General features: G+C 66.3%; 21 protein-coding genes, 1 tRNA gene and 1 riboswitch. Of the genes, 14 read left to right on the top strand and 8 right to left on the bottom strand.

The features are described 5' to 3' along the window. Positions 1-4 precede the first annotated feature (4 nt). The 5 genes from rpe (at position 5) to hisG (ending at position 3,811) form a co-directional block, all read left to right on the top strand. Complete coding sequence (gene rpe / locus HMPREF3174_RS01190; RefSeq protein WP_062612460.1) at positions 5-667, top strand: ribulose-phosphate 3-epimerase; 663 nt, start codon at positions 5-7, stop codon at positions 665-667. A gap of 21 nt (positions 668-688) precedes the next feature. Next, positions 689-813, top strand: a riboswitch (FMN riboswitch). Positions 814-880: 67 nt separating this feature from the next. After that, entirely contained in the window at positions 881-1,651 is a 771-nt protein-coding gene (locus tag HMPREF3174_RS01185) for an ABC transporter permease (protein WP_062612461.1), read from the top strand. Next, positions 1,648-2,661, top strand: a complete 1,014-nt coding sequence (locus tag HMPREF3174_RS01180) for an ABC transporter substrate-binding protein (RefSeq protein WP_062612463.1) — start codon at positions 1,648-1,650, stop codon at positions 2,659-2,661. Before HMPREF3174_RS01185 ends, HMPREF3174_RS01180 begins: the two co-directional genes overlap by 4 nt. A gap of 33 nt (positions 2,662-2,694) precedes the next feature. Further along, positions 2,695-2,958, top strand: a complete 264-nt coding sequence (locus tag HMPREF3174_RS01175) for a phosphoribosyl-ATP diphosphatase (protein ID WP_062612465.1) — start codon at positions 2,695-2,697, stop codon at positions 2,956-2,958. A gap of 7 nt (positions 2,959-2,965) precedes the next feature. Next, on the top strand, positions 2,966-3,811 hold the full coding sequence (hisG, locus tag HMPREF3174_RS01170; RefSeq protein ID WP_068538305.1) for an ATP phosphoribosyltransferase: 846 nt from the start codon (positions 2,966-2,968) through the stop codon (positions 3,809-3,811). A 17-nt stretch (positions 3,812-3,828) separates the two neighbouring features. Here the strand turns inward: hisG and HMPREF3174_RS01165 are convergent, their stop codons facing one another. Beyond that, positions 3,829-4,926: a DUF3866 family protein gene (locus tag HMPREF3174_RS01165; protein ID WP_070447450.1), complete on the bottom strand. Its 1,098-nt coding sequence runs from the start codon at positions 4,924-4,926 to the stop codon at positions 3,829-3,831. Positions 4,927-4,958: 32 nt separating this feature from the next. On the opposite strand from HMPREF3174_RS01165, the gene HMPREF3174_RS01160 reads away from it, so the two are divergent. From HMPREF3174_RS01160 to HMPREF3174_RS01130, 7 genes are all read left to right on the top strand, one after another. Further along, complete coding sequence (locus HMPREF3174_RS01160) at positions 4,959-5,867, top strand: helix-turn-helix transcriptional regulator (protein WP_068538304.1); 909 nt, start codon at positions 4,959-4,961, stop codon at positions 5,865-5,867. Then, a complete protein-coding gene (locus HMPREF3174_RS01155) occupies positions 5,860-6,819 on the top strand; it encodes a helix-turn-helix transcriptional regulator (protein ID WP_062612472.1) in 960 nt (319 codons plus the stop codon). The genes HMPREF3174_RS01160 and HMPREF3174_RS01155 overlap by 8 nt, the downstream gene beginning before the upstream one ends. After that, positions 6,798-7,163 carry a hypothetical protein gene (locus tag HMPREF3174_RS01150; protein ID WP_062612474.1) on the top strand — a complete coding sequence of 122 codons (366 nt, stop codon included), beginning with the start codon at positions 6,798-6,800 and terminating at the stop codon, positions 7,161-7,163. Before HMPREF3174_RS01155 ends, HMPREF3174_RS01150 begins: the two co-directional genes overlap by 22 nt. Continuing rightward, positions 7,160-8,059 (top strand): diacylglycerol/lipid kinase family protein, encoded by a 900-nt coding sequence (locus HMPREF3174_RS01145; protein WP_070445155.1) that lies wholly within the window; start codon positions 7,160-7,162, stop codon positions 8,057-8,059. The genes HMPREF3174_RS01150 and HMPREF3174_RS01145 overlap by 4 nt, the downstream gene beginning before the upstream one ends. Beyond that, the gene (locus HMPREF3174_RS01140; protein WP_070447449.1) at positions 8,056-10,656 is read left to right on the top strand and encodes a DEAD/DEAH box helicase; all 2,601 of its coding nucleotides are present in this window, start codon (positions 8,056-8,058) and stop codon (positions 10,654-10,656) included. Before HMPREF3174_RS01145 ends, HMPREF3174_RS01140 begins: the two co-directional genes overlap by 4 nt. Positions 10,657-10,874: 218 nt before the next feature. After that, positions 10,875-12,341 carry an apolipoprotein N-acyltransferase gene (lnt, locus tag HMPREF3174_RS01135; protein WP_068538301.1) on the top strand — a complete coding sequence of 489 codons (1,467 nt, stop codon included), beginning with the start codon at positions 10,875-10,877 and terminating at the stop codon, positions 12,339-12,341. Beyond that, on the top strand, positions 12,338-13,081 hold the full coding sequence (locus tag HMPREF3174_RS01130) for a polyprenol monophosphomannose synthase (RefSeq protein ID WP_068538300.1): 744 nt from the start codon (positions 12,338-12,340) through the stop codon (positions 13,079-13,081). Before lnt ends, HMPREF3174_RS01130 begins: the two co-directional genes overlap by 4 nt. Before the next feature lie 20 nt (positions 13,082-13,101). On the opposite strand, the gene HMPREF3174_RS01125 is transcribed toward HMPREF3174_RS01130, so the two are convergent. The 5 genes from HMPREF3174_RS01125 to pepN form a co-directional block, all read right to left on the bottom strand. Further along, entirely contained in the window at positions 13,102-13,455 is a 354-nt protein-coding gene (locus tag HMPREF3174_RS01125) for an RNA polymerase-binding protein RbpA (protein ID WP_062612484.1), read from the bottom strand. 311 nt (positions 13,456-13,766) lie between these two features. Continuing rightward, a complete protein-coding gene (locus tag HMPREF3174_RS01120) occupies positions 13,767-14,279 on the bottom strand; it encodes a MerR family transcriptional regulator (protein ID WP_062612486.1) in 513 nt (170 codons plus the stop codon). Between the two features lie 175 nt (positions 14,280-14,454). Beyond that, entirely contained in the window at positions 14,455-15,204 is a 750-nt protein-coding gene (locus HMPREF3174_RS01115) for a transcriptional regulator FtsR (protein ID WP_068538299.1), read from the bottom strand. Further along, complete coding sequence (locus HMPREF3174_RS01110; RefSeq protein ID WP_062612701.1) at positions 15,201-15,647, bottom strand: FHA domain-containing protein; 447 nt, start codon at positions 15,645-15,647, stop codon at positions 15,201-15,203. Before HMPREF3174_RS01110 ends, HMPREF3174_RS01115 begins: the two co-directional genes overlap by 4 nt. A 79-nt stretch (positions 15,648-15,726) precedes the next feature. Further along, the gene (gene pepN, locus HMPREF3174_RS01105; RefSeq protein ID WP_062612489.1) at positions 15,727-18,240 is read right to left on the bottom strand and encodes an aminopeptidase N; all 2,514 of its coding nucleotides are present in this window, start codon (positions 18,238-18,240) and stop codon (positions 15,727-15,729) included. Between the two features lie 70 nt (positions 18,241-18,310). On the opposite strand from pepN, the gene HMPREF3174_RS01100 reads away from it, so the two are divergent. Together HMPREF3174_RS01100 and HMPREF3174_RS01095 are read left to right on the top strand one after the other, a co-directional pair. Continuing rightward, on the top strand, positions 18,311-19,072 hold the full coding sequence (locus HMPREF3174_RS01100) for a dimethylarginine dimethylaminohydrolase family protein (RefSeq protein WP_070447447.1): 762 nt from the start codon (positions 18,311-18,313) through the stop codon (positions 19,070-19,072). Between the two features lie 88 nt (positions 19,073-19,160). Beyond that, positions 19,161-19,237: transfer RNA gene (locus HMPREF3174_RS01095), tRNA-Pro, on the top strand. A 250-nt stretch (positions 19,238-19,487) separates the two neighbouring features. Here the strand turns inward: HMPREF3174_RS01095 and HMPREF3174_RS01090 are convergent. Together HMPREF3174_RS01090 and der are read right to left on the bottom strand one after the other, a co-directional pair. After that, positions 19,488-20,609: a 6-phosphofructokinase gene (locus HMPREF3174_RS01090; RefSeq protein ID WP_068538297.1), complete on the bottom strand. Its 1,122-nt coding sequence runs from the start codon at positions 20,607-20,609 to the stop codon at positions 19,488-19,490. Between the two features lie 76 nt (positions 20,610-20,685). Then, positions 20,686-22,098, bottom strand: coding sequence for a ribosome biogenesis GTPase Der (gene der / locus HMPREF3174_RS01085; protein ID WP_070447566.1), 1,413 nt, complete (start codon positions 22,096-22,098; stop codon positions 20,686-20,688). Positions 22,099-22,108: the final 10 nt, after the last annotated feature.

Here is a 22,108-nt window from a genome sequence, read left to right as displayed (position 1 = left end):
GCCTATGAGAATCTCCCCTTCCATCCTCAATTGCGATTTTTCTGACCTGCGCGGCGAGCTGGCCAAGATCAGCAACGCCGACTGGGCGCACGTGGACATCATGGACAACCACTTCGTGCCGAACTTGACGATGGGCGTGCCAATCGTGGAGTCGATCGTGGGGGTGACGCCGATTCCGGTGGACACCCACCTCATGATCGAAGATCCGGACCGCTGGGCGCCCGCGTTTGCGGAGGCCGGGGCGAAGTCGGTGACCTTCCACGCGGAGGCGGCGGCCGCCCCGCTGCGCCTGGCACGTGAGTTGCGGGCGATGGGCGCGCGCGCGGGCCTAGGCCTTAAGCCCGCCACGCCGATCGAGCCCTACCTTGACATCCTCGATGAGTTCGACATGATCCTCATCATGACTGTCGAACCCGGATTTGGTGGCCAGTCTTTCATCGAGTCGATGATGCCGAAGGTGGCCCGCACCCGCGAGGCGGTCAACAAGTCGGGCCTAGACGTGTGGATTCAGGTGGACGGCGGTATCTCGCGCAAGACGATCGAGATCGCGGCCGAGGCCGGTGCGGACACCTTCGTGGCAGGTTCGGCAGTCTACAAGTCGGAGGACGCCTACGCCGAGGTCGAGGCCCTGCGCGAGTTGGCGATGCGTCACACACATTCGCATTAAAGCGCCTATACTGGGCACATGCACATGCTCCGGGGTCAGTGAAAATCTGAACCGGCGGTGAAAGTCCGCGACCCGGCCAGTTTGGGCCGGTTGATGGGGTGGAATTCCCCAACCGACGGTAATAGTCCGGATGGGAGGAGCAATGAGGCGGCGCATGCCGCCTGCACGCGTACGCGCGTGCGTCCTTCCCGGCGCGTGCATGGGAAGGGACGAATGAAGCGGATGACATGGGCGGCGCCGATCACGGTCGGCGTCGTCGCGTTGCTTGTCTGGATCGCCGTGACCGAAACGGGCGTGGTCGGGCAGTGGATCCTGCCGAGCCCGCGTAAGGTCGGGGCGCGACTCGTCAGTGGGCTCGAGCAGGGCTACCTGGTGGATGCCACGGTCCAGACTCTGTATGAGGCACTGCTTGGGTGCTTTTTCGCGGCGCTGATCGGCATCCCGCTTGGCTTTGCTATCGCCCACTGGCGGACGTTGGCGGCCTCGGTTCAACCCTATTTGGCGGCCTCTCAGGCGATTCCTGCGGTGGCCATCGCTCCCATGCTCGTGATCTGGGTGGGTTACGGAACGGCTCCCATTGTTGTGCTGTGTACGATCATGGTCGTCTTCCCCATCGTCATTAACACCACGGTGGGGGTGCGAAGTATCGATCCGGACATCATCGGGGCCGCGCGCCTCGATGGGGCCGGATCGTTTCGCTTGGTGGGGATGATCCAGCTTCCCCTGGCGGCGCCGAATATCCTGGCTGGTCTGCGCAACGGCTTCACCCTGTCGATCACGGGTGCGGTTGTTGGGGAGATGGTCATCGGCGGGCGCGACGGGCTGGGCATCGTCCTTGTCGGGGCGCAGGCGCTCAACGATATCTCGGGGATGTTCGCCGCGATTGTCATCTTGGCCGCGTGCGCGATCGTGATCTACGTTCTTTTACTCATCGCAGAGTCCAGGGCCAACTGGGCCGTGGAAGGAAGACAAGGTAGAAAATGAAGAAGGTACTTGCGCTGTTTGCACTCCTGGCGCTGACGGCGTGCTCGGGCCAGCCGGTCAACGGCCCCACAGCCGCCACGGCGGACAGCCAGGCCACGCAGGAGCAGGCCGATCCGGCCGCGCTGACGATCGGGCTGACCTACATCCCCGACGTCCAGTTCGCCCCCGTCTACGTGGCGCTCGAGAAGGGCTATTTCGCCGACGAGGGCCTGGATGTCACCATCCGCCATCACGGCGCGCAGGAGTCCCTGCTTGGCGCGTTGCAGTCGGGCGAGGAGGACGTGGTTTTCGCCGGAGGCGACGAGATGATGCAGGCGCGAAGCACCGGGGTCGACGTCGTGAACTGGGCGACCATGTACCAGCGCTACCCGGTGGTCCTCATCGCAAAGACCGATTCGGGGATCACATCGCCCGCGGACCTCGCGGGCAAGTCGGTGGGCCTGCCCGGCCCCTACGGGGAAAACTACTTCGGGCTACTTGCCATGCAGAAGGCGTACGGTCTAGACGACATGCAGGTGGACTATATCGGCTACACGCAGGCGGCGGCACTGAGCTCGGGCCAGGTGGATGCCATCATCGGTTTTACGAATAACGACGCCGTCTCCATGCGTCACGCCGGCATCGACGTGGTCGAGATGCCGCTGGTGGAGGGTGACCTGCCGCTGGTTGGGGTGGGACTCGGGTCGATCAACGTAGAGCCGGAGACGATGGCGAAGGTGCTGGCCGCGATGGAGCGAGCCACTGCGGACGCGGCGGCCGACATCGAGGGCACGCTCGACATCGTCACGGGCTACGTGCCAACGCTGGCGGAGCCGGACCAGCGTGAGCTGGCCGGCAAGGTGCTGGAGGCGACCCTCAAGCTCTACACCGGCGGGGAGTCATTCGGCGCGCAGGACGAGCAGGCGTGGGAGGCGATGTCGGCATTCCTCGAGGACAACGGCCTGCTCGAGCAGCCCGTGCCTGCTACCGAGGCCTACACGCTCGACGTTCTTAAGGCACGGACGAACTGAGCTGACTGGCCTGGGCGCGGCTACAATGGAGGCGTGAAAACGTTTGAAGAGCTCTTTGAGGAACTGTCAACGAAGGCCATCGAGCGCCCTGAGGGCTCGGGGTCGGTGAAGGAACTGGACGCCGGGATTCATTTCATCGGCAAGAAGATCATCGAGGAGGCCGGCGAGGTCTGGATCGCGGCCGAGTACCAGTCGGATGAAGAGCTGGCCGAGGAGGCCTCCCAGCTGCTCTACCATCTCCAGCTCATGCTCATTGCCCGTGGCCTGACCTTGGCCGACGTCTACCGTTACCTCTAGGAGAGTCATGCTTCGCATTGCCGTGCCCAACAAGGGTTCCCTGTCCGAGCCGGCCTCGCGCATGCTTGCCGAGGCCGGCTACCGTCAGCGCCGCGAGTCGCGAGAGCTCGTGCTCGTGGATGAGGACAACGACGTCGAGTTCTTCTACATCCGCCCACGCGACGTGGCGGTGTACGTAGGAGCCGGCACCGTCGACGTCGGCATCACGGGCCGCGACCTGCTGGTCGATTCGCAGGCGAACGCGATCGAGCACCGCGGGCTGGGTTTCGCGCGCGCCACGTTCCGCTTCGCCGCTCCCGGCGGGGAGCACATAACGATCGCGGATCTGGCCGGCAAGCGAATCGCCACGTCCTACGATTCGCTGGTGAGCAGTTACCTGGCCGATCGCGGCATCGAGGCCTCCGTGGTCCACTTGGACGGCGCGGTGGAGAGCTCGGTACGGCTCGGTATTGCGGACGCGATCGCGGACGTGGTCGAGACCGGCTCCACCCTGCGCGCGGCCGGTATGAGCGTGTTCGGCGATCCGCTGTTGCGCTCGGAGGCGATCCTTATCCGAAACGCCGACCAGGAGGTCGGTCACGACTTGGAGATTCTCGACGGGCGGCTCGAGGGCGTCATCATGGCGCGCAACTACGTCCTCATGGACTACGACATTCAGCGCGACCGCCTCGAGCGCGCCGTCATGCTCACGCCCGGCTACCAGTCGCCGACGGTCTCGCCGCTTCACGACGAGGACTGGGTGGCCGTGCGCGCGATGGTGGAGCGCAAGAAGATGAACGCGGTCATGGACGATCTTCACGACGTCGGGGCGCGCGGTATCCTCGTCACCCCGATTTTGACCTCGCGCATTTAGCGCCAGGTGCCTCGTTCTCACTCCCCGGTAGCTGCGCTGCCGGGGAGTAGTCGTGTAGCGTATTCGCCCGCGGCTGCTGCTGCGAGGAAGGACAGTCGGTCTTCTTCGTACGTGCGGCCCATGGTCCGCAGGGGAGCGGGCGGGGTGCGAAGCGCGGCATCGAGGTGCTCGGCGGGGTAGGGCACGAGCTCGAGGTGATCGCGCTTGAGAGCCGCTACCTGGGACGCAAGTCGGGCGGCGACGTCGTCGGGAAGAGTGACCGTGGGGACGACGACGGCGCAGGGCACGTGCACCACGTTGGTGAGCACGGTCAGCGAGTGGTGGGAGATGCCGATGTGACGCTCGCGCGGGTCGGCCTGGGAGGCGCGCAGGGCGGCGACCGGGCGGCCGCCGAGCACGTGGGCGGCGTTGAGCGCCTCGCCGATCGAGGTGCCGGAGAAACCCCAGCGGGTGTCGGTGCCGAGGTTGCCCGGGCCCTGGGTCACAACGGCGACGTCGGCCTGCCAGACGAGGCGGGCGGCGAGGAGGGCGGTGTGGATGTTGACGGCTTCGAGCTCGCCGCCGTAGGCCTGGCCGGCCGAGATCGTGCCAAGGATGTGGCCGGCCTCGCGCAGGGCATGGGCGGTCTGGGAGAACCAGGCGGGCAGGGCGCCGCCGTCGGTCATGACGTAGGCAATTCGCGCGTCGGGCCGGCCCGCGTGGATGCCGGCAATGATGGCAGGAAGGGCGGAGTGGAGGTCTGCGGCGATGACGGGCATGCCGTCGATTGAGTCGGCCTCGCGAAGTAACGCGTGGTAGGGCGATTCTTGCTCGTCCACGCCCAGCACCATGTACTGCATCGGCGTGTAGCGCTCCTTGACCACGTGGCCGGGCCCCGAGGGTGCCACGGGTAGGCGGCCGGGGACGGCGATAATCATGACGAAGCCGCCGGTGCCAAGCCCGCGGTCGTGGGCGGCGGTGGCCACGAGCACCTCGTCTCCCACCTGCGGATCGCCGACCTGCGGGAGGTAGGCCAAGGCCCGCACAAGCCTGCCGCCGGGTAGCCGTGCGTCAAACTCGGCGGCCTCACCCCACCTCTTGCGCTCTGCCACAATCGTTGCGTGCTGCCAGTTCATGCCTGCCACTTTAGTCGAGTAACCTAGTGGGTATGAAGAATGAGCGGACTGCGACCGAACGGCGATTCTCGCTGCTGGTCGCCCTTCGCCGGAGACAGCCGACGGCGCGCCAACTCCTCTCCAGCCCCGCCTACCGCGATCTCGATGCGGCCCACGCCCAGCGCTACCTGGAGCGCGACTTGCAAGACCTGCGCGCATCCGGGTACCGGATCGACGTCGACGCCGATAACCGCTACATTTTGGTGGATCAGAACATCCTTGTGGACGGCACGGACGTGGAGATGAGCCTGCTGCGCTCGTTGCTCGGTTCGCGGGATGCCTCAGTGATGCTGGCCTCGGCGAAGTCGGCCGTGACCAAGCTGCTGTCCTGGGGAGAGACGGACACGGAGGACTTCTGGCTCGCTGCTCGCCTTCCGCATGGCGACTGCGCGTTGACGATCGCGCCGGCGATTCAGCGCCAGTGCCGCATCGCCTTCGAGTACCGTCCCACTTCGAGCCAGGTACCCACCCGCCGCGTGGTGGAGCCAATGCGCCTCGAGATCCACCTCGATGCCTTTTACCTGCGCGGCTACCAGGTCTCCAGCGAGTCGGGTAGCGGCAGCGGGATGCGCCTGTTTAAGCTCGACAGGATCGCCGGCAAGGTTGAGGTGCTGGATGAGCCGATTACCCACGACGCCGTCGACGCTTTCCTCACCACGTTTACGCCTGTCGACGCCGTCGTCCACACCATGCGCGAGCTGCCGCTTGCGTCCCAGGCGGTTCAGGTACGCGAGCTAGACGGCGGTTACGAGCTCACGCTCGAGGGCGTTGATCGCGCCCAGCTGTATGAGGAGCTCTTCTTCTACGGGCTCGACGCGCGGCTGGTCGGCCCGCCTGATCTCACGGCTGACTTCGAAGGCCGCGTGGCCCACCTGGCACGGCTCGGAGGTGGTGATGACTGACCTGTCGCTTTCGCGCAAGCTCGCGATCCTCACCTACCTCAGCCGCGGCCCCAAGACTCTCCAGCAGCTGGCCACGCACTTCCACACCTCGACCGACCGGATGTCGCGTGAGCTGCACGAGCTGTTCGTGTTCGAGATCGAGGACCGGGGCTACTATGAGAACCCGGTCGACATCGACTTTTCCGAGGAAGGCGCCGACGGCGAGGTCCGCCTCATTGACGACACGACCGGCATGGCGCCCTCGCTCTCACTGGCCGAGGTGCTCGTCATCGTGGCCCTCATCGACGACCTGGTGGCCGCCGTCGACGCCGATACCCGGCTCAACCTCCTGCGCCTGCGGGAGCGCATCGCAGTGGCGCTGGGGGAGCGGGGGTATGCCTCGGCGCTGTGGCCAGCCCCGGCGGTCAACGCGCGGAAGGTCACCGACGTGCTGACGGCGGCGATGCGGGAGACGAAGATGGTCCAGCTCGCCTACCTCAAGGCGGGCCCGGACCTGCGCGTGGTGGAGGAAAGCGTGAGGGTTGTCCCCGCCTTGATCTCCACCGGCTCGCGCCCACGGCTCGTAGCCGGCAAGAACGGCGAGCTACGCACGTACCGCCTGGACCGCATCGCGGCGGTGGACGTGCTCGAGGAGTCGTTCAAGATCTCCGAGCGTGAAGCGCTCGTGGCGGCCTTCGACGATGAGGCGGCGTTTACTGGCGAGCAGGTGACGATCCGGTGCACGTCCGCGGGCCGCTGGGTCACCGAAACCCTGCCCGTGGATTCGTTCCACGAGGTCGATGGCGGCCTGGAGATCGTGCTGACGGTTCGCTCGCTCGCCTGGCTTCGCGCCCTGCTCGTGCGGATGGGGGACGCGGTGATCGGCGTCGAACCGGAGCGGGTTGCCCGCGAGATCGCCGCGCAGGCGCGGCGCTACCTGGAGGATGGCTTATGTGGTTCTGGATCCTGCTGATTGGCCTGACCGCCCTGGCGGTCTACCTGGGATATACATTGCGGGATGTGTGGCGTTCGGCCAAGCGGCTCGGCACCCAGTTCGGCGAACTGTCGCGGGTGGCCGACGCCATGACGGCTCCCGAGCGTGAGCGCCCGCCGCTCGGAGACCTGTATGCGGACCCGGAGCGTGTGCGCGAGGCGCGCGAACAGCGCCGTCGGATCCGGGCGGAGCGGACAGAACTGCGGCGTTGTAACCTGGCAGCCGCGCGCGAGCGCTGGGACGAGCTGGACGAAACCTCCTTCGACTCGATCGGGCCCGAGGCCCGGGAGCGCGCCCGCCAGCGGGTCAAGGGGCACGCATGAAGGTGGCACTTGCTCTGAATCCGAGCTCGGGCAAGGGCCGCTCGGAGGGCTACCGGGCGGTTTTGCGTGAGGTGCTGGAGAAGTACCCGGTGGAGATGGTGTGGCTGCCGGCCGGCACGCGCGAGGAGAGTTTCGCCGCGATGCGTGAGGCGATCGACGAGGTGGATGCGCTCATCATCGTCGGTGGGGACGGCTTCATCCACAACGCCGTGAACGCGGTGGGGGATTCGGGCGTGCCGCTGGGGATCGTGGCCGCCGGATCGGGCAATGACATCGCCCGCGAGTTCGGTCTGCCCATCCACTCGGTCCACGACTCGGTCCACCAGATCGCCTCCTGCCTGCTAACGGGCCGGCACCGGGACGTCGACGTCATGGAGATTTCCTGGGAGGGCGGCAGCGAGCGGGCGCTCGCCATCGTCTCGGTGGGCATCGACGCCGACGTCAACGTGCGCACGAACCACATGTCCTGGCCGAAAGGGAACACACGCTATTTGCGTGCCCTGCCCGGCGCGATCGGTAGCTACCGGCCCTTCGGCGTGCGGCTGACCATGGACGGGCACACGTCCGAGGGGCAGATGACGCTGCTGTCGATCGCGAACACGCGCTACTTCGGGGGCGGCTTTTGCATCTCTCCGGGTGCACTGCCTGACGACGGCCTGCTCGACGTCGTCGTCACCCGTGGTTTGCGTGCGCCTGAGATCGCCGGGCTGCTCGGTCGGCTCGTGGTCTACCGGCACCTGGCCGATCCGCGCGTCCACCTGTACCGTACCACGGAGGTCCGGGTGGAGCAGGGCCCGGGCGGCACGCTGCCCATGCTCATGGCCGACGGCGAGGAGATCTGCCGGGCGCCCGCCACGATCCGCCTCCTGCCCAAGGCGTTGAGGCTGGTCATATGATCTTAGAGAACTTCGTGGACCGCTACCGGACGCGTGGCATCGTCCTTGACGACTTCCAGTTGGATGCGATCGAGGCGCTCGAGTCCCGGGACGTACTGGTCAGCGCTCCGACGGGCGCGGGCAAGACCGTGGTGGCCGAGTACGCGGTGGAACTCGCGCTGGCCCGCTCGAAGCGCTGCATCTACACCGCGCCGATCAAGGCCCTATCCAACCAGAAGTACCGCGACCTGGCGGGCGAGATCGGCGAAGACTACGTCGGCCTGCTCACCGGCGATCAGACAATCAACCGCGACGCCCCGATCCTGGTGGTCACCACCGAGGTGCTACGTAACATGCTCTTCCAGCGCGATGAGATCGTGGCCGACATCGGCTACGTGGTGCTGGACGAGGTGCATTACCTCAGCGACGAGTTCCGCGGCCCGGTCTGGGAGGAGATCATCCTCCAGTTGCCCGCCCACGCCCGCCTCGTCTCCCTTTCCGCCACGATTTCGAACGTGGAGGAGTTCGCTAGCTGGCTACGCTCGGTGCGCGGGGTCACGGAGGTGGTGGTCTCCCGGGAGCGCCCGGTGCCGCTCGTGCAGCACGTGGCGATTTCGCGCCGGCTCGAGCCTCTGTTCGCGGGTGGTGAGATCAACCAGCGCCTCGTTCAGGCCGACGCCTCGCTTTCTTCCGGCCGACGACGCCGCCCCACCAGCTTCGCCCGCCGTAAGCGGGTGCTGAACCAGCTCCAGGACGCTGACCTACTGCCCGCGATCGAGTTCATCTTCTCTCGCAAGGGTTGTGACCGCGCGGTGGGGGAGCTCCTCGATTCGGGGATCACCCTCAATTCGGCTATGCAGCAACGCGAGGTGCGGGCGCGGTTGCGCGAGCTGCGCGCGGACCTCAGCGAGGAAGACCAGCGCGCGGTCCGCTTTGGGTTTTGGGCCAAGGCGATGACGCGGGGCTTTTGCGCTCACCACGCCGGCATGTTCCCGGCCCTCAAGGAGCTGGCGGAGGACCTCATGGAGGATGGCCTGCTCAAGCTCGTCTACGCCACGGGCACGCTCGCTCTCGGCATCGACATGCCGGTGCGCACGGTGGTCCTCGAGGAACTCCAGCGTTGGAACGGTGCCGACTTCGTGCCCCTCACCGCTACCGAATACACCCAGCTCATCGGGCGAGCCGGCCGGCGCGGGAAGGACAAGGTGGGCCACGCCGTCGTCATGCACACCGACGAGCTCGACATCCAGGAGCTCGCCGACGTCGGCTCGGGGCGCGTGGAGCCGCTCCAGTCGGCGTTCTTTCCCTCCTATAACTCGGTGGTCAATCTCCTCGCTTTTCATCCGTACGAGGACGCGCGGGCGATTATGGGCACCTCGTTCGCGCAATACCAGCGCAACGCTGAGCTGGGCGAGGTGCGCGGCCGGATTGCGCGCGTTCGCGCCCGGCTCGAGGAGGTCGAGGCCGAGCTCGCGGGGGAATGCCGGGACGGGAGCCTGCCCGACTACCTGCGCCTGCGGCGCACGGCCAAGCGCGCTAGCAAGGCCGAGCGCAAGCGCGCCAAACGCGAGTACCGCAAGCACATCGCGGATTCGTGGGACGTGGCCGCCACCGGCCGGCTGTACGCCTTCGCGCGCGGCGGGGAGCTGGACTACGGTGTAGTGCTGTCGGTGGGGCCGAAGTTGCGGCTCGTGGACCTCAACGGCGACATGGCGTGGCTGCGTGAGGAGGAGCTGTCCTCCGAGCTGCGCGACCTGGGCACGATTCCCATGCCCTTCGGACTGTCCCCGAGGAAGGTCGAGGTCAGGACCGATATTGCGGACGCGATGTGGGAGGCCGTTGGGGAGCGGATTGAGCTGGGCACCGACCGGGATCTCACCGGCTCGTGGGACCGCTTCGCCGTCACTTCCTCCGACGAGCTTGACGCCCACCCCGTCCACCACTGCCCGGACCTGACCGAGCACATTCGCACGGGCAGCGAGTTCACCTCGCTGCTGGACAACCTCGAGCAGCTCGAGGCGGACTCGGAGGCCTACGACGATTCGGTGGCCAAGGAGTTCGACGCCACCGCCGGCGTGCTCGCCCGGCTCGGCTACCTCCAGCCCGGGGCCGAGGGGCTCCGCACCGGGATGGTCAAGCTCGCGACCGGCGCTGCCATGCTGCGCGGGATCCACAACGAGGCCGACCTCCTCATTGTCCAGAGCCTTGCCGAGGCCGCTTTCGCCGAGCTCACGCCGGAGGAGTTCGCAGGCGCGTGTTCGGCCTTCCTGTGCGACCGACGGCTCGGGACCGATCGACCCACAGGCGGGGCGCTGCGCGCATCCTGGCAAGCGATCGAGCGTAACGTTGAGTTCCTGCACCGCGTGGAGGAGAGCTTCGGCATCGTCCGCACCCCGGAGCCGTTCTCGGGCGGCATCGACGCCTTCGCCGCGTGGGCCAGCAGGGCCGACCTGGAGTCTGTGCTCGCCATGGGCAACCTGGTGGTGGGGGACTTCATCTCCGCCAACCGGCGCCTCATTGACTTGCTCGGTCAGATCGAGCAGGTCGCGCCCGCGGAGGATCTGCGCGACCTGGCGGGCCAGGCGGTCAGGCTCATACGCCGCTGGCAGTGGCTCTAGCGGAGCTTCGAGCCGGGGCCACCGCCATCGTCGAGCGTAGTGAGCGAGCTCATGGCGGGTGAGCGGGCGATTCGGCAAACCGAGTTGCCGGCCGGCTCGAGCCGCCCTACCCTGTAAGGAGCAGGAAGGTGTCAGTGCAGGCCCTGTTCGATAGAAAACGATCCCCGATCGGTCCGAGGAACAGCGGCCTGCACTTTATTATGTCGTAAGATCTGAACGTGATCGGAATCCTTTTCGCAGTTCTTGGCGGCGTGGCACTGTGGTTTGCCACCTCCTCCGGGCTGTGGATCCTGGGATTCTTCTCGATCTCGCTGCTGTGGCTGGCCGTCCGGGGCAGAGGAGTGGCCGTCGGGTTTGGCCTTGGCTGGTTGTGGGGCATCGCCTTCTTCCTGCCGCTTGTTCGGTGGGCGGCCGTCTCCACTGGGCTTGTTGCGGCGCAGGTTGCGCTCGCCGCGGTCGAGGGCCTGTACCTCGGCGTCGTGGGGGCAATGTGGGCGCTGCTGGCGAAAGAGGAGAGGCTCGCACGACCCTGGTTGCGCGCCCTGGCGGCGGCCGCCGTTTTCCTCGCGGTCGAACAGATCCGGGGAATGTGGCCCTACGGCGGCCTGCCATGGGGAACCCTCGCCTTCACGTTCACGAACTCGCCGCTGGTCAACTACGCCCCCTATGGCTCCACGGCGCTGGTGGGGGCGGTCGCCGTCGTCGTCGGTGTGATTGCTGCGATGTTGCTGCGAATGAGCTACCTCCAGGCCGCGACCTCGGCGGTGGTGGTGCTCGCGCTCGTCATCGCACCGGTGGTCTTCCCGGTGGGGGCGCGCTCGTCGGGGAGCCTCAACGTGGCCGTGGTCCAGGGCAACGTGCCGCCCGCTGGCACGGATAACCGGGCGCTAGTGGTGACCGAGAATCACGTGCGCGCCACGCGCGAGCTGGTCGAATCCGCCGAAACGACGCCCGACCTGATCCTGTGGCCCGAATCTTCTTCCGACCGCGACATCCGTGCCGACGACGCGGCGGGTAGCCTCGTCTTTGACATGGTGGCCGACCTCGGCATCCCGCTCGTCATGGGTACGCAGGAGTATGTGGAGGGCGGGCGCTACAACGACGTTTTGGTCATTTCCCCGGACGGGATCGTGGGCCGCTACTCGAAGCAGCACCCCGTCCCGTTCGGCGAATACATCCCGCACCGCGAGCTTATCCGTAGTTTTACGGACGTCGTGGACCAGGTCGTCACCGACATGCTTGCGGGCACGGGGGAGGCGCGCGTGAATGTGCCCTCGCTTGGCGTGAAGGTGGCGGTGCCGATCTGCTTCGAGGTGGCCTACACGCAGATCGTGGCGGAGGCCGTGCGGGGGAGTCATTTGCTCGTCATTCCTACGAACAACGCCTCCTTCGGCACGAGCGAGCTGTCCGCCCAGCAGTTCGCGATGACCACCTTCCGCGCGGTGGAGACCGGGCGCACGGCGATCCAGGTATCGACGTCGGGCATTACGGGCGTGGCGGACCCGCGCGGTGTGGTCTATGAGACGGACCTGTTCACGCGGGACGCGCGGGTGGTCAAGGTGGCGCTGCACGAGCAGACGACGTTCGCTACTCGCACGGCCGAGCAGCGCGCGATCCTCGTCTTCGTGCTCGGCGCGTTGGGCGCTATCCTAGCGATAGGAATGTCGAGGCAAGGACGGTCATGAAGGTAGTCATCTGTATCCCCACCTACAACGAGCGCGAGTCGCTTCCGGGCCTCCTGGATCGCACGCGCGCGGCGGTTCCGGAGGCGGACATCCTCGTCATCGACGACAGCTCGCCGGACGGCACGGGCGCCTACGCCGACGAGCGGGCGAAGGCCGACCCGCAGATCCACGTCATGCATCGCACGGCCAAGGAGGGCCTCGGCAGGGCCTACCTGGCCGGTTTTGAGTGGGCGATCGAGCACGGGTACAGCCACGTGTGCGAGATGGACGCCGACGGCTCACACAGGCCCGAACAGCTACCCGACCTCCTTGCGCGAGCCGACAAATCGGACAAGCCCGAGCTGGTGATCGGCTCGAGGTGGACCGACGGTGGGGAAGTGGTGAACTGGCCCAAGCATCGGGAAGTGCTCTCCCGGGCCGGAAATCTCTACATCAAGATGTGGCTCAACCTGCCGGCAAAGGATGCCACCGCCGGGTTCCGTGTCTATCGCGCCGACGCCCTCAAGCGGCTCGACTTTGCGGCCGTGGAGTCCAGGGGGTACTTCTTCCAGGTGGACATGACATTGAAGATGGCCGACGTCGGCGCGCGCATCGCGGAGGTGCCGATCTCGTTCGTCGAGCGCGAGGCCGGCACGTCGAAGATGAGCGGCAACATCATCCAGGAAGCTTTCCTGCGCGCCACGAAGCTCGGCATGGAGCGACGCGGCGCGCAGCTGAAGGCACTTCGGCGCAGGGTCTAAGCAGACCGAGCGCTAGCGGATTAGTGCAGGCGCTTGTACAGCTTGCCCTGACGAAGAAGCTCCAGGCGCTCGTCGAGCAACACCTGCAGTTCCTCAACCGAGCGGCGCTCGAGGAGCATGTCCCAGTGGGTGCGCTGCGGCTTGGCCGGCTTCTCGTCATCCTCGCCGTCAGCTCCGCCGATGAGCTCGGCGCGCTTGCCACACTTGCATTCCCACACGGCGGGCGCCTCGGCGTCCTCGGCGAAGGTGACGGTGAAAGTATGCCCGTCCTCGCAACGGTAGCTTTCTTCGCGGCGCGCCACGAAGGCGACTCCGGCGTCGGACTCGAGCGAGTGTGCGCCGATCTTCATGCCGCGCAGTGAACGTTCTGCCATGTGTCTCTCCTTCGTTTACGTCTATTCTAATGCCGACGTGCGGCCGCCCATTCCGGGCTGGCGGAAGGGGCGAGATAGCGCGGAAAGCGGCGGTTCGAGATCTGTCGCAAATCCTAGCGCCAATCCGATAATGTACATTATGTCAAAATAGCGGAGAGAAGCTCATAAAGCGTGCGGTTCTGCTTTTCTGATGTTCGCGACCCTACTCGGGGCCACTCTCCCGCGCTGAAGCTCTGGCCAGCTTTGATCGGAACGGCTTTCGCGGAAACTCCGGCTGGCGCACCGACGCCCCTGGTTGAGGTTCTCGCTTCTTAGATCGCGTTACGCTTGGCGGCACGACGTGCGGCGAGCTCGTCAATCGGCTCGTCCTGCGCGCGCTCGGTGGGAAGCTCGGACAGCTCGCCCTCAACTTCGCGCCACACCTTGCCCACGGCGATGCCGAACACGCCCTGGCCGCCCTGGATGAGGTCGATGACCTCGTCGTTCGACGTGCACAGGTAAACGGACGCACCGTCGCTCATGAGCGTCACAGCCGAAAGATCCTCCACCCCGTACTCGGTGAGCTGGGCAATCGCCACGCGGATCTGCTGGAGGGACACGCCCGTATCGAGCAGGCGCTTAACCACCTTGAGCACCAGGACGTCACGAAAGGCATACAGGCGCTGGGAGCCAGAACCCTTCGCCGACCGGATCGAGGGCGAGACCAGGCCAATGCGATCCCAGTAGTCGAGCTGACGGTAGGTGATGCCCAGCGCGCGGCACACGGCCGGCCCGCGGTAGCCGGTCTCCGTGTCAAGATCCGGCAACTGGCCCCCAAAGAGCATTCCCTGTGCGAGCTGCGGGTGTGCGCCATGTGCGGTTGCGTCACTCACGTCAGCCTCCTTCGAATTGTTACTCCTAGCGTAAACCGGAAGTGGGGCGATCTCAACGAAGCTGGTTGAAACACGCACGGCGTGTCTTTGTGCCGTGTCTCAAGTTCAACTTGAAGGTTTGCTCCCCCTACCTCAGCTGGACATCGATGTTCTCCGTCAACAGCGCCCGGTACAGATTCGTCAGCATCGTGGCCAGTTCCGCCGACTCGTTAACCACCCGCTCCTTGGCCAGCGGCGTGTTGCGCGCCCGCTCGGTTGCAAGATGGCTGGCCACGTTGGCGGCGTGGGCGTGGGCGGAATTCTTCACCTGGCGAAGGCTGCGCAGGTCCATCCCAGCCTCCCCCAGCATCTTCGAATACCGCACGATGTCCACGGCGTGCGCTGTGAGCCGGCCGCGGGCGTCGGGAATGATCATGCCGGCATCCACCAGCTGTTCGATTTCGGACAGCGCCGTGCCGGTCAGGGCTGCGAGCTCCTCCTTGCGGATGCGGATGCCCGGTGTGGGGCGCACGTCCGGCTCAGAACTCAGCGCACGCAGCTTGCCCGGGTGCTCCTGGGTGGCCCTCCCGGAGTCGAGTTGGGCGAGCATCTCCTTGATCTGCGGCAACGGCACGTAGCGGTCGCGCTGCTCGACCAGGATGAAGCGCAGGCGCTCCACGTCGGCAAGCGAAAAAATGCGCTGATTGGAGTCCGTGCGGTACGGGTCAATCAGCCCCTGCGACTCGAAGTAGCGGATCTTCGAGGCCGCGAGAAACGGGAACTCCTGGCGCAGGTGCGAGGTGACCTCACCGATCTTCAGCGTGGGTTCGTGCGACAGATCGTGTGGCCAGGAGCTGGGAAGAGACTCCTCCCCCGCGCGCCGTGGCAGGGGGTTCATTCTGCCTGCCGGGACGCGTAGAAGGTCAGCTGGAACTTGCCGATGCGCACCTCGTCGCCGTCGTTCAGCTTGGCCTCCTCCACCTGCTGGAGGTTGACGTACGTACCGTTGAGCGAGCCGATGTCGCGCACGTAGAAATCGCGCCCGTTACGCAGGAAGAAGGCGTGCTTACGCGACACCGTGACGTCATCAAGGAAGATGTCCGACTTCGGGTGACGCCCCACCGTGGTCGAGTCCGCATTGAGCAGGAAGCGGGCCCCGGCGTTTGCGCCGGTTTGCGCGATGAGCAGAGCGGAGGTGGGCGGCAGCGCGTTGATCGTGGCAGAATCCTCCGGGTCGAGCCCCCGCACCACGGGTGCAGCCTCCACGGCGTCGTTGATCGCCGTAAAACGCGACGTCGACGTGGGGTCAATCCCCTGCGGGTTTACCTCGAAATCTGCCATCACTTCCCCTTCCATTATTCACTCAACTTTATCTCACCGGTGCAGGCGTGTCATGGCTGGTCGGCAACTGGGCACTAGCTCACGCCGCCTGCGCGCGTAGCATCCGCAGGTGCTCGTCGCGGCAGTCGAGGATGACCTTGCGCAGCGCCCCGGGCGCCTCCGGGTTGGCCTCCAGCCACGCGCCTGCCGCCACGACGTCCGGGTGCTCCTCCGGGCTCGCCGCCTCGCCCAGGTCACCCATCGGGTAAAGGCCATAGATGATGCGCTCGGCGATCTCCTGCGAGCGCGAGGACCAGATCTCAGTCAGCTGAGCGAAGTAATCCCCGATTGCGACCGCCTTCTCCTCGGCGCGTAACGGCTGGCCCAGGCCGTCAATGAGGGCCTGGACGTGGTCGTTCGACAGCCCGCCGGCCAACACCTTGGCCAGCGTCTCCGCAGCGGCCCCCGGCATCGACGCACACGCACACATATGTTCCACGACGTCAGCCGCCGTGCCAGTGTTCTCAAGCTCGGCATCCAGCTCGTCCCGGCTTGCGTTCCCGGTGGCTGCCCGAGCGGTGAGGTACATCCAGCGCAGGTCCTGATCCGTGGTCTGCTCGAGCAGGCTCACGAGGGCGTCGTCCCGGCTCGGCAGTGACTGCCCGGCTCGTGCCGCGGCGCGGGACCAGATGAGTCGGGTGTCGTCGTCGCCGGAAATATTGGCCACGGCGTCGTCGAAGAAGCGCTCGAGCTCGGCCTCGCGCGCCTCCGCCGTCGTGTAGGAGCGCAGGGCGGCAATAGAGTTGAGCGTGCGCGCGGCGAGCAGGCTCGAGCTGGTGCCCTCGGCCGAGCGGGCGGTGAAGCGGGCGTAATCGGCGGCGGGGAGTAGGCCATCGCGGACCATCTCCCACAGCGCGGAGCTGACCACCGACTGGGCGAGCGGCTCGTCGAGCTCGTGGGCGAGCGCGGAGGCGAGTGAGCGCTCGTCGAAGGAAATCTTGATGTAGGAAAGGGCAGAGTCGTTGGGCAGGATGAGGTCCGCGTCCGGACCGATCTCATCCCAGGCCACGGTCACCTGGTCAGTGAGCTCGACGTCAGTGGCGCCCGTGCGGGCCAGCCGGTCGCCGTCGAGCCTCCAGCCGGACACGCGCAGGTGATGCGGGCGGGTGATCGGCGCGCCGTTAGGATCGGTGCCAACCTGGCGAAGCGTGACGCCGCCGGGCCCACGCTCGATCGTCACCGAGGACACCCTGGCGGTCTCCAGCCACTGCCTCGCCCACGCGCGCACGTCCTTGCCCGACGCCGCCTCGAGCGCCTCGAGCAGGTCGGCGAGGGTTGCGTTAGCAAAAGCCTTGTCCTTGAACAGCTGGGCGGCGCCGGCGAAGAACTCCTTCTCCCCCACCCACGCCACGAGCTGGCGCAGCACGGCCGCGCCCTTGGCGTAGGTGATGCCGTCAAAGGCCTGGTCGGCGGCCTCGAGGTCCACGATGTCAGCCACGATCGGGTGCGTGGTCGGGTACTGGTCGTTGCGCAGTGCCCAGGACACGCGCGCCCCGGCGAAATTCTCCCACGCCTCCGTGTACTGGGTGGCCGCCACCATACTCCAGGCACCCATGAACTCGGCGAAGGACTCCTTCAGCCACAGGTCGTCCCACCACACGGGCGTGACCAGGTCTCCAAACCACATGTGGCTCATCTCGTGCAAGATCGTGTTGGCGCGGCCGGCGCGCTGAGATCGGGTGGACTGGCCGCGGTAGATGTAGGCGTCCTCGGAGAAGGTGACGCATCCCGGGTTTTCCATCGCGCCCAGGTTGTATTCGGGCACGAAGACCGAATCGTACTTGCCCCACGGGTAGGGGAAGTTGAAGACCTTCGGCAGCAAGGCCAGGCCCTGCTTGGTCACGGTTGAGATGTCCTCCAGGTCGAAGTGTTCCTTGAGTGAGTCGCGGCAGTAAAAGCCGAGCGTGATCTTCTGCCCATCTACCTCTGCGACGTCAGTGAAGGCGTGGTAGGGGCCACCGATGAACGCCGTGAGGTAGGTCGACATACGCTTTGTGGTGGCAAACTGCGTGCGGCTCGTGGCCTCGCCCCGGCTGTTCGTGCCCGCATCGGCGCTTTTCGTGGCCTCGCCGTTCGAGAGCACCACCCACGTGGCAGGCGCCGTGATCGAAATCGTGAACGTGGCCTTGAGGTCGGGCTGTTCAAAGTTCGGGAAGACGCGGCGAGCGTCAGCGGGCTCGAACTGGGTGTACAGGTAGGTCTGGCCGTCCACAGGGTCACGGAAGCGGTGCAGCCCCTCCCCCGTGGTCGAATACGTGCCGCGGCCTGCAACCTCCACCACGTGCCGTCCCTGCGGAATCTCCACGGACACGCGCGCGCCATCGAACGTAAACGGCACCGCGGCGTCGTCGATACTGACGCTGGAGACCTCGACGCCAATGAAGTCGAGGAAAGTCGAGGCGCTCTCCCCCGCCGTCAGCTCGATGCGGGAGACCACGCCGAACGTGGCGGTGTCGGCGGTTGCCTCGGAGACGTCGAGGTCGATGGTGTAGCCGTCCAAGCTCAACAGCTCGGCACGGCGGCGGGCTTCTTCACGCTTCAGATTCTCAGTCACTGCTCAATTCTCACCCCTGCACATGGTACTGACAAGTCCGCGCGGCGCGCTGACCGGCTAGTCTAGGGCTATGAACCTTGACTATGTGCTTGTACGCCGTCCCTCTCCCCTCATGGCGCGTGGCCAGCTGACCCACCTTCAGCCCACGGCGATGAGTTACGAACTCGCGCTCAAACAGTGGCAGGACTACTGCGAGGTGCTCTCCCGCTACACCGACGTGGTGGAGGTAGAGCCGACGCCCGAGCTGCCGGACTCAATCTTCGTGGAGGACACCGTCTTCACCTACGGTAACGTGGCCGTACGCACGAACATGCACCCCACGCGCATCGCCGAACAGGACAGCCTGGTCGCCGTGCTCGAGGGGCGCGGATTCAACGTCGTCGACCTGCCGGCCGAGGCCCGACTCGAGGGCGGCGACGTGCTGAAGTTCGGCGGCAAGGTGTGGGTGGGCCTGTCCACGCGCACAAACGACGCCGGGCTGGCGGCCCTGCGGGAGATCCTCGTGCCCCAGGGTGTGGAGGTCGTGGGCGTGCCGGTCGAGCACGCGCTGCACCTGAAGTCGTGCCTGACCGCGCTGCCGGACGGCACCTTCATCTCTCACAAGGGCTACGCGCCGCCCGCCGAGTACTTCCCCGGGCTGCGCTACGTTCCCGAGTTCCTCGGCACGCAGGTGGTGCTGCTCGGCGGGGACAGCCTGCTGATCTCAGCCTCCGCACCAAAGACCGCCGACTACCTGCGCGGGCTCGGCTACGACGTGGTTGAGTGCGAACTGACCGAGATTGAGAAGATGGAAGGATCGTGCACCTGCCTGTCCGTGCGAATCCGGCAGTAGTCAGGCACTGTGGTGAGCCGCACCACCTCGGCCCAGATTTGGTAAAATGGCTGAGCTTTCGGCTAAGATCTATACGTCCAACGCGACACGGGCTATAGCGCAGTTTGGTAGCGCACTTGACTGGGGGTCAAGGGGTCGTGGGTTCAAATCCCGCTAGCCCGACCAGTAGCCCCGGCGCACAGCGCCGGGGCTTTTGTTTTCCCAGGGGGCGGGGCCGAAACCCGATATTTGCGGCACAATTTCGACTTCATTTGCACATATATTCAGACCTGGCTCAGATCGTCCCGCAGATTCTGGCCTACCATGACGTATGTGTGAACAACAGTTAGGTGGCAGCTCGCCGTCGCGAGCTGCCACCTACACGATCCAGTGAATGAAAATTCGGCGTGGCCATCTGGCCTGTCGGCGACTTGGCCTAGTCACCCATCGCCGTGCCGACCTCCCGGGCCGCTTCGATCCACTCGTGATCAGTGGGGACGTACTTGACCTTGCCGGCCACCGACTCGAGGTCCACCAACTCGGTGCCGTGCCCACGGTCGGCCACCATCACGTTAAAGTGACCCTCGGCGACCGCAGCCGCGCCCGCCACACCGAGGCGGGTGCCGAGCAGGCGATCCGCTCCGTTCGGGGTGCCACCGCGCTGGACGTGGCCGAGGATCGTCACACGCGCCTCCAGGCCCGTCAGCGCCTCGAGCTCCTGGGCGAGTGCGAGTGAGGTGCCTCGGTGCGAGCTCTCGATCGCCTTCACCGACTGCTTCGCGATCGCCTTCGCCTCCGGCGTGGAAGCATCCTTGACGAGGGCACGCGCGTACTCGAGCTGCCTGGCCTCCTCGATCGGCATGGCGCCCTCAGCGACGGCGACCACCGAGAAGCTCAGACCGTTCGCCCGGCGTCGTTCGATCTTCGCGGCGATCGCCTCCACCGAGTACGGGATTTCTGGAATAAGGATGACGTCGGCGCCGCCGGCGATACCCGCGCCGAGCGCGAGCCAGCCCGCGCGGTGGCCCATGAGTTCCACCACGATGATGCGGTGATGCGAGTGAGCCGTGGAATGTAGGCGGTCAATCGCCTCGGTGGCGATCTCGAGCGCCGTGGAGAAGCCGAAGGAAGAATCCGTGTAAAGGATGTCGTTGTCGATCGTCTTCGGCAGGTGAATGACGTTGAGCCCGGCCTCGGCAAGCCGGTGAGCGTTCTTCGCCGTTCCACCGCCGCCGAGGCAGACGAGCGCGTCGAGCCCGGCGGCGTCGTAGTTGTTCACGATGGTAGGGATCATGTCCTTGCGCTCGCCGTCGACCATCATGCGGTGGACCTTGTCACGCGAGGTGCCAAGGATCGTGCCGCCCGTGGTGAGGATGCCCGAGAGCTCCTTGGCCTCAAGCTCCACGTAGCGGTTCTCCGCGAGCCCGCGCATGCCATCGCGGAAACCGACGAGATCCCAGCCGTAGTTGCTGATCGCGGCCTTGCCAAAGCCTCGGATCGCCGCGTTCAAACCGGGCGCGTCGCCGCCCGCGGTCAAGATTCCAATTCTCTTAGTCATACCTCAATTATGGCCCATGGCCGCACAACATGTGGGCGATCAGTCCGCGTGAGCGGGCGCCCACACCCGCGCCAGGCTACTTCCGCTGGCGCCGCTCGCGCACCCGCACCGAAATCTCCACGGGCGAACCGAGGAAATCGAAGGTCTCGCGCAGGCGGCGTTCGATGAAGCGCCGGTAGCCATGGTCGAGGAATCCCGTGGTGAAGAGCACGAAGCGTGGCGGCTGGGCCGCCACCTGGGTGGCGAACAGGATGCGCGGTTGGCGTCCGCCCCGGACGGGGTGCGGGTTCGCGGCCACCAGCTCCCCGAGCGTCGAATTAAGCTTGGAGGTGGTAACGCGCTTGTCCCACGAATCGAGCGCCTTCACCATCGCGCGTGTCAGCCGGTTCGTATGCCAGCCCGTCTTGGCGGAGATGTTGATGCGCTCCACCCACGGCATCTGCACAAGCTCGCGCTCGATGTCGCGGTCAAGCTGGGCCCGCCGGTCGTCGTCCACCAGGTCCCACTTGTTGCACACGAGCACCATGGCGCGCCCGGCGTCGATCACCTGCTGCATGATGCGCACATCCTGCTCGGTCAGCTCCTGCGAGGCGTCGATAAGCATGAGCGCGAGTTCGGCCTTGTCGATCGCGCGCTGCGTGCGGAGCGAAGCGTAGTAGTCGGCCCCGGACTGCATGTGCACACGACGCCGAATGCCCGCGGTGTCCACGAAGGTCCAGGTACGTCCGTCGAGCTCCACGATCTCGTCCACAGGGTCGCGCGTGGTGCCCGCCAGGTCGTCGACCACCACGCGGTTCTCCCCCGCCAGCTGGTTGAGCAGGGAGGACTTGCCGACGTTCGGCTTGCCCACCAGTGCCACGCTGCGCGGCCCCTTGCCCGGCCGCTCCCGGCGCACGCCCGACACCTTCGGCAGGACGCGCATCGCCTCGTCCAGCAGCTCCCCCGATCCGCGCCCGTGCAGGGCCGAGACCGGGAACGGCTCCCCCAGCCCGAGCGACCACAGGTAGGCCACGTCCGCCTCTTGCGCGGGCGAATCGACCTTGTTTGCGGCGAGCACGGTGGGCTTGCCGGAGCGGCGGATGAGTTCGACGATCCGCTCGTCGTCGTCGGTCACTCCCACGTTCGCGTCGACGACCAGCATGACGGCATCGGCCTCCCGGATCGCGATCTCGGACTGGTCGGCCACCGAGCGGTCGATGCCGGTCACGTCGATCTCCCACCCGCCGGTGTCGACCACCGTAAAGGCGCGCCCGTTCCATTCGGCGTCGTAGTACACCCGGTCGCGCGTCACCCCGGGGGTGTCTTGCACGACAGCGACCCTGCGGCCCACCACACGGTTGACCAGGGTTGACTTGCCCACGTTCGGTCGGCCGACGATGGCGAGCACCGGGTTCGTCGGCGCGGGCTCGGCTGGCGCCAACTGCGGGTCGAGGTCGAGCAGCGTGGCGTCGTCTTCCTCGAGTTGGTAGTCCTCTAGGGTGGAGCGCATGAGCTCGTAG

The sequence above is a fragment of the Trueperella sp. HMSC08H06 genome (genome assembly GCF_001808465.1).
GTDB classification, from domain to species: Bacteria; Actinomycetota; Actinomycetes; order Actinomycetales; family Actinomycetaceae; genus Trueperella; species Trueperella bernardiae.
Note: the sequence above shows the minus strand (reverse complement) of the source record. Positions and strands in the feature narration are given on the sequence as shown.

Excerpts from the sequence above, each read along its gene's own strand:
- HMPREF3174_RS01140 (WP_070447449.1), top strand. The coding sequence starts at position 8,056 with ATGATCTTAGAGAACTTCGTGGACCGCTACCGGACGCGTGGCATCGTC.
- HMPREF3174_RS01185 (WP_062612461.1), top strand. The coding sequence starts at position 881 with ATGAAGCGGATGACATGGGCGGCGCCGATCACGGTCGGCGTCGTCGCG.
- HMPREF3174_RS01125 (WP_062612484.1), bottom strand. The coding sequence starts at position 13,455 with ATGGCAGAACGTTCACTGCGCGGCATGAAGATCGGCGCACACTCGCTC.
- der (WP_070447566.1), bottom strand. The coding sequence starts at position 22,098 with ATGCGCTCCACCCTAGAGGACTACCAACTCGAGGAAGACGACGCCACG.
- HMPREF3174_RS01180 (WP_062612463.1), top strand. The coding sequence starts at position 1,648 with ATGAAGAAGGTACTTGCGCTGTTTGCACTCCTGGCGCTGACGGCGTGC.
- HMPREF3174_RS01100 (WP_070447447.1), top strand. The coding sequence starts at position 18,311 with ATGAACCTTGACTATGTGCTTGTACGCCGTCCCTCTCCCCTCATGGCG.
- HMPREF3174_RS01110 (WP_062612701.1), bottom strand. The coding sequence starts at position 15,647 with ATGGCAGATTTCGAGGTAAACCCGCAGGGGATTGACCCCACGTCGACG.
- HMPREF3174_RS01165 (WP_070447450.1), bottom strand. The coding sequence starts at position 4,926 with ATGAACTGGCAGCACGCAACGATTGTGGCAGAGCGCAAGAGGTGGGGT.
- HMPREF3174_RS01145 (WP_070445155.1), top strand. The coding sequence starts at position 7,160 with ATGAAGGTGGCACTTGCTCTGAATCCGAGCTCGGGCAAGGGCCGCTCG.
- rpe (WP_062612460.1), top strand. The coding sequence starts at position 5 with ATGAGAATCTCCCCTTCCATCCTCAATTGCGATTTTTCTGACCTGCGC.
- HMPREF3174_RS01160 (WP_068538304.1), top strand. The coding sequence starts at position 4,959 with ATGAAGAATGAGCGGACTGCGACCGAACGGCGATTCTCGCTGCTGGTC.
- HMPREF3174_RS01155 (WP_062612472.1), top strand. The coding sequence starts at position 5,860 with ATGACTGACCTGTCGCTTTCGCGCAAGCTCGCGATCCTCACCTACCTC.
- HMPREF3174_RS01090 (WP_068538297.1), bottom strand. The coding sequence starts at position 20,609 with ATGACTAAGAGAATTGGAATCTTGACCGCGGGCGGCGACGCGCCCGGT.
- HMPREF3174_RS01150 (WP_062612474.1), top strand. The coding sequence starts at position 6,798 with ATGTGGTTCTGGATCCTGCTGATTGGCCTGACCGCCCTGGCGGTCTAC.
- HMPREF3174_RS01120 (WP_062612486.1), bottom strand. The coding sequence starts at position 14,279 with ATGCTCTTTGGGGGCCAGTTGCCGGATCTTGACACGGAGACCGGCTAC.
- HMPREF3174_RS01115 (WP_068538299.1), bottom strand. The coding sequence starts at position 15,204 with ATGAACCCCCTGCCACGGCGCGCGGGGGAGGAGTCTCTTCCCAGCTCC.
- hisG (WP_068538305.1), top strand. The coding sequence starts at position 2,966 with ATGCTTCGCATTGCCGTGCCCAACAAGGGTTCCCTGTCCGAGCCGGCC.
- HMPREF3174_RS01130 (WP_068538300.1), top strand. The coding sequence starts at position 12,338 with ATGAAGGTAGTCATCTGTATCCCCACCTACAACGAGCGCGAGTCGCTT.